We start from the raw sequence: 426 nt of genomic DNA on the forward strand, positions 1-426 counted from the left end.
CCCCGGCGGCCCGATCCACGGATGCCGGACAGGCGCTTCACACCAGCGACAGCGCCAGCAGAACCACCGTCAAGCCCATCAGCGCAGCCGGGGCGGTATAGCCCTGGTACAGCAGCATCGTCATGCCGGTAGGTTCACGATGATGGCGAGGGCTGTTACCGACACCACGGTCACAGCATCCTCACCAGGACGGCAGTCAGGACCGATTGAACGAGAAGGATCGGCAGCGCCCACTTCAGCAGATCCGCCTTCAACTCCGACAGGTCGGCTTTGGTGGCGACGTTCAAGGTAGCGAGGGGCGCCGTCATGATGGATCTCACTTCAGCAGGTTGATGATGGAAGCGATAGCGGCAACCACGGCGCCCACGGCACCAACCGTTATGGTGATAGGCATGATGAAGCTATCGCGGTTCAGCCTCCTGTCTT

Annotated in this window: 1 protein-coding gene; it reads right to left on the bottom strand. The window is 61.5% G+C overall.

The genetic code is table 11. The features are described from left to right. Nucleotides 1-170: 170 nt before the first annotated feature. Complete coding sequence (locus N826_RS44095; protein ID WP_157599453.1) at nucleotides 171-308, bottom strand: hypothetical protein; 138 nt, start codon at nucleotides 306-308, stop codon at nucleotides 171-173. Between the last annotated feature and the right edge of the window lie 118 nt (nucleotides 309-426).

Source organism: Skermanella aerolata KACC 11604, assembly GCF_000936425.1.
GTDB classification, from domain to species: Bacteria; Pseudomonadota; Alphaproteobacteria; order Azospirillales; family Azospirillaceae; genus Skermanella; species Skermanella aerolata.